We start from the raw sequence: 4371 nt of genomic DNA, 5'->3' as shown, positions 1-4371 counted from the left end.
TATTCATCGATCAGGAGATAGAGAGCGTATCCAGAAACCTCTACCGCTGAAATAAGACGCTCCATTGTATAGATGGCATCATCGGGATTGATTTTAATTTCAGGCAGAGAAAAACCCATAAAATTATAATAGGTGATAAAACGCTCTATTCTGGCATTGATATGATTGTATAAGGATTTTTTGATTCCATGATAATCTCCTGCTGCATCCACACAGGAAAAATCCCATCTTAAAATGAAATAGGAGTTTCTCAATGGGGTTGGGTTTTGACCAATCTTTAAATGCCCGAATAATTTTTGAAAATCTTCTTTTTTGGCAACATCATAATAATTTTCCAGCATGGACAGAAGAAGGCTTTTGCCAAAACGCCTTGGCCTGATGAAAAGCTGGGACTCTGCATTTTCAAGCAAAGGAATTTTATCTGTGCGGTCACAATAAAAATAATTATTTTCAATAATTTTTTCAAAATCAGAAATTCCATAGGGATATTTCATTTTTTCCTCCCGGATGGTCTTGCGCCTGCAACTTCATCATAGGCTCCCCTGGCTTCGAGGGCCTCAGCCAGCAGATTTGTGGGCTTCTCCCCCTGGCTTCGAGGGCCTCAGTCAGCGGATTTGGGGGCTTCTCCCGGTGGCTTCGAGGGCCTCAGCAGCGGATTTGAGGGCTTCTCCCGGTGGCTGAGGCACTCGAAGCCACCACCCAGAGGGAGAGGGGGCCTTGAGGATGCCAGTTTTTCCCCCACTACCTCTGGAAGAGGGAAAAACCTTCTGAATAATTACGAAACCTTTTCCACTTCAAAATTTTCAATGTTCCGGTCTTTTTTAGAAAATTCCACGGCCACAAGATAAATTTCCTTACCGGAACCCTGATATTTTTCATGGTATTTTCTGTCTTTCAGCTGGGCCATGGCACTGCCTTCTCCTGCATTTTCAAGAACCTTGAACTCAAAAATACAGCAGATATCATCATAAAACAGGCTTAAATCCATACGGCCATGGTTGGTGGCATCTTCCGCGCGGATCTCAAACCCACAGGCGGCAAAGTAGCAGTAAAAAATACTGGCATAATAGCCCTCGTATCCGGAAAGCTCATTTTTTCTGTACCAGTCATGGGGAATGGATGCAAAAAAACGATGGAAAATATCCTTCAGGTCTTCGGGCCGTTTTTCAGCAATGGCTTTGATAAGGATATTTTCCGTTTCATTTTTCACCACCACATCCTGCACCAGCGCATTTAAGATCCAGCGGTTCAGGCTGCTTTTTACTTCCATGTTGGGATAGCTCAGATAATAGGTACGCCTTTCAAGCATGTCCGTTACCACAGAATTAATGGTGAGATAACCCGTCTGGAAAAGAAGGGCTTCCACGAGGATGCGGTCCACATCAAAACTGTCGATGATTTCCTCACCAATAACAAGATTTTCAAGCTTTGCAATTGGATAGTGATTCCCCATGAGAAGCTCAATGAGAAAGCGGGGCGTTCCCGTTTCAAACCAGAAAGATCCGTAGGTTTTTTTGTCGAAATACAGAAGAATATCAAAGGGATTATATACCCTTTCCCCAAGCCATGCGTAACCGTTGTACCAGTGTTTCAGCTTGGCTGCATCCTGATCTGCCAGCCTGTCTTCAAAAACACTGTGCAACTCTTCTTCCGTATAACCACAGAGACTTGAAAAACGGGCATCTACGGTAATATCATTGAGGTGATTTAAGCCGCTGAAAAGGGACACCTTGGAAAACTTGCTCACCCCCGTAATAAAAACAAATTTCAGGTGAACATCCGCATCTTTTAATACGGAATAGAGGTTTTTCAGTTTTTCACGGATTTCTATAGCAAGGCTTTTATTGGCAATATTATCGAGAATCGGTTTGTCGTATTCATCGACGAGGACCACAACCTTTTGCCCATATTTTCTGGCCATCTTGGCTATGGCTTCCATAAAACGATCATTGACGGACAGCTTTTCATAGTCAATGCCGTACTCATTGCGGATATCCATGAGAATGGATTCCATTTTTATGGCAAGCTCTTCAAGACTGTGGAGAACACCGCTGCCAAAGCTGATGTGAATCACAGGGTATGCCGTGTTCCAGTCCCAGTTGTTTTCAAGGTAAAGGCCTTTGAAATATTCTTTTTTGGCTAAAAAAGCCTGGCGCAGGGTATCCACAAAAAGGCTTTTGCCAAAACGTCTGGGTCTTGAAAGAAAAAAATAGCCGCCTCCCTGCTCCACCAGTTTTTTTACAAAGGGGGTTTTATCCACATAATAAAACTGATCCGGCTGTTCCCTGATTTTTTCAAAACTCTGAATACCAATGGGTAATTTTTTCATGGGAATCCCCTCTTTTTCTGTTTTGATTCATACCCCGGCTGAACCACTGTTTTATGGATGCCAATGGCCTGAATGTTGTCGGGCCATGATTGAACTTGAGATTTAGATATGGGTAAAAGTGCCTGACCTGCAAATTATTTATCCTCACCGCAGCCTTGGCTTCGAGGGCCTCAGTCAGCGGATTTGAGGGCCTCTTCCCATGGCTTCGAGAGCCTCAGCCAGCGGATTTATGGGCTTCTCCCCCTGGCTTCGAGAGCCTCAGTCAGCGGATTTATGGGCTTCTCCCCCTGGCTTCGAGAGCCTCAGTCAGCGGCTTTGGGGGCTTCTCCCCCTGGCTTCGAGGGCCTCAGCCAGCGGCTTTGGGGGCTTTTCCCGGTGGCTTCGAGAGCCTCAGCCAGCGGATTTGAGGGCTTCTCCCCCTGGCTTCGAGAGCCTCAGCCAGCGGATTTGCGGCCTCTTCCCATGGCTTCGAGAGCCTCAGCCAGCAGATTTGCGGGCTTTTCCCTCTGGCTTCGAGGGCCTCAGCCAGCGGATTTGTGGGCCTCTTCCCATGGCTTCGAGGGCCTCAGCCAGCGGATTTGTGGGCCTCTTCCCATGGCTTCGAGGGCCTCAGCCAGGGGATTTGTGGGCCTCTTCCCATGACTTCGAGGGCCTCAGCCAGCGGATTTGAGGGGCTTTTCCCGGTGGCTTCGAGAGCCTCAGCCAGCGGCTTTGCGGGCTTCTCCCGGTGGCTGAGGCACTCGAAGCCACCAACCAGAGGGATAGAGGGAGCCTTAAGGATCTATTATTCCGGCAAAGGCGGTGTTTCTCCAACCTTTTCAAAACACACCCTGTCAAACCCAAGGGCTGTTACCACAAACTTCTGAAGCCTTAAATTTTTATATTTTTCTTCAAGCCTTGCCCCGTAATCCGTCACCTGTTCTGTTCCCTCTTTCATCTTTTCACCGATGGAAGGAAGGGATTTGAGTTCATCCACGCTTAAGGCCAGTGCTTCTTTACCGGATAAGCCTGCTTCTTTAAGGCTTACAAACTTGAATTCTATCAGCACATCATACACCCTGCCGTATCTTTTATCCGGACGGATGATCATGGTAAGATCGGAATATCTTCTGGAAATTTCTGATTCCGAATCCATCAGGAAAATGATGTCATTGTATAAAAGGGTGAGAAAGGCGGTTTTAAGGGTCAGCTCATTGGCAAGGATGTAATCCCGATTACTGAAGACCTTAAAATATTTTTTCTCCACAAAGTCACAAAGGGGCTGCATATCCCCCTTCTGGAAAACCTTTTCTGCCGCAAGCCTGCCCGCATCCCTTACCTGTGTATCTGGCAGCAAGAGATTACATAATTTATCCGCATACAGGCCCTTAACCGCCATGTTGGGGATTTTAAGTCTTGTTTTCAGATCCAGCGTTTCTTCGGCAATGGTTAAAATCCCGAAATAATAAAGGAATGATGTTAAAAACTGCCTGTCCTGTGAGCTGTCAAAAAGAATATCCTCAATCCCAAAGGATAGCTCTATACTTTCAATGACAGCACTGTCTTCCTTTTCCATGAGATTAATTATCAGTGCCTGGCCCCCATTGAGGCTGGCAATATAGCTGAGCTTGGCCTGATCCGTGGAAAGATTGGCATCCAGCATCCGCCTTGGATATCTGCCCTTGTCTGCAAACTGCTTGAAAAAATAAAGGCTCATGGTTGGATTATAAATAAATTCATGGGCATCTATGGAAAACAGATAACCATTGTAAAAGCTTCTCATGGTATTGACAGCATCTTCTATGGCTGCTTCACCTTCAGTAATTAAATCTTTGGAATTTCGGGTTTTGACGATGTTTTCAATCTCATTCAGTATCTCCTTTTCACTGAAACCACAGAGATCATTAAGTGCGGCTTCAGAGTAAACAGCCTCAGCAAGATTATAACCGCTGGTAATGTCGCTCAGAACAACGGGAGATACACCCGTAATAAAAACCTTGTCAATCATGGTGCCGGAGGTGAGGGCCTTTACTGCCTTGAAAACCGTTCTTAAAACACCCTCT

At 45.8% G+C, this 4371-nt stretch carries 3 protein-coding genes; all 3 read right to left on the bottom strand.

Translation table 11 applies throughout. The annotated features are described in order from the left end of the window. Positions 1-494: AAA family ATPase (locus LZ24_RS16830; RefSeq protein WP_186443234.1), on the bottom strand; the 494-nt coding region annotated here is incomplete at its 3' end. A 281-nt stretch (positions 495-775) separates the two neighbouring features. After that, complete coding sequence (locus tag LZ24_RS16825) at positions 776-2329, bottom strand: ATP-binding protein (RefSeq protein WP_144686871.1); 1554 nt, start codon at positions 2327-2329, stop codon at positions 776-778. A 784-nt stretch (positions 2330-3113) separates the two neighbouring features. Next, positions 3114-4371 (bottom strand): P-loop NTPase family protein (locus LZ24_RS16820; RefSeq protein WP_144686870.1); only part of this gene is annotated, 1258 nt, incomplete at its 5' end.

This window comes from Desulfobotulus alkaliphilus, assembly GCF_007830435.1.
Taxonomy (GTDB): Bacteria; Desulfobacterota; Desulfobacteria; order Desulfobacterales; family ASO4-4; genus Desulfobotulus; species Desulfobotulus alkaliphilus.
This window is presented reverse-complemented; position numbering and strand designations above follow the sequence as displayed.